This window comes from Bradyrhizobium sp. Kon69, from assembly GCF_055807515.1.
The window spans coordinates 1-233 of sequence record NZ_JBVVOS010000597.1 but is presented as its reverse complement, the minus strand read 5'-3'; the positions used below and the strand labels follow the sequence as shown (position 1 = coordinate 233).

Here is a 233-nt window from a genome sequence, read left to right as displayed (position 1 = left end):
CGTCGTCCGGCAACTTCACGGCGCTTTTGTAAGGCGAGAGATCGGGCTTCCACAACCGGGTCTGGCCATTGGGCAGTGTGACCGGGTGCAGGTCCTCGACGAAGGGCGGTGGTTTGATCGCCAGCAGTTTGCCCACGCCTTTGCCGGCTGCGTGAAACAAAGCAAGCTGCGCCAGGTTTTCCACCAGGTCGATCAGATGCGCCTTGGCGGCCTTGCGATCACCTTCGGCCCAC

At 62.2% G+C, this 233-nt stretch carries 1 protein-coding gene; it reads right to left on the bottom strand.

The genetic code is table 11. From position 1 onward, the window contains the following. Positions 1-233 (bottom strand): hypothetical protein (locus AC0L3U_RS40290; protein WP_473365257.1); only part of this gene is annotated, 233 nt, incomplete at both ends.